Annotated in this window: 1 protein-coding gene; it reads right to left on the bottom strand. The window is 40.3% G+C overall.

Annotated elements, in window-relative coordinates; all coding sequences use genetic code 11:
* Positions 1 to 565 precede the first annotated feature (565 nt).
* Positions 566 to 750: hypothetical protein (locus tag KIH86_RS10705; RefSeq protein WP_223110459.1), on the bottom strand; the 185-nt coding region annotated here is incomplete at its 5' end.

Raw genomic sequence — 750 nt, 5'->3', positions numbered from 1 at the left:
TTCCTTGTGTGTAAATTGGGTTCCTAAAAAAGAGAGCCATAGATAGAATCCTCATTTAGAATGAAAGTTGTCCAGCCCATTCATAGAGGAATTCTATTTATGACTTCATACCAGATTAATCTGCAATCCCCCCGTGGGGGATTTGGCGATTCTAGCGTAAGGGGTTACCTATGCGTCCTGGAAAAAATACCGAGAGCTAAAGGAGGATCTGTCCCAGTTATGCATGGATGGCGTCCATGTATGAGGCAAAGAGCTGGATATGGAGTAAAGGCTTGAGAGAAGCCATGATCGACTTGGATTTCTGCTGGGAGGATACTTGGGAAGGTCTTGAAAGCGCNGGAAGGTCTTGAAAGCGCAGAGAAAAGACTGGGAAGATGCTCTAGGAAAGGTCCGAGCATTTACCAGTCTTTAGTCTTGATGAGGACAACCATTTTTATTCAGGGAAAGTTATTTGGTTTAGTAGTATGAAAACATGTTGCGACCTTACAATCAGAACTTTAGAGATTTAAGAAGCAATTTTAATTCGATTGTAATTGCCGTCGACTCGCAAAATAGCATGCTTTGCTCAAGAGCATATTACATAAAACAAGTTTCTTGTCCTAGTCTGTATATCAAAATTGTTGGTGCCAATAGTTCCAATATCAGGACGACCCTTCAAGTACTTATTTAGACTATATGAATTCCAATCATTATCATCAATAAAACATACAACATTGCTAAACTCTGCCCCTTTAGTTCCATGGTTTGTGG

The organism is Paenibacillus sinensis (assembly GCF_019904155.1).
GTDB lineage: Bacteria > Bacillota > Bacilli > Paenibacillales > Paenibacillaceae > Paenibacillus_AQ > Paenibacillus_AQ sinensis.
This window is presented reverse-complemented; position numbering and strand designations above follow the sequence as displayed.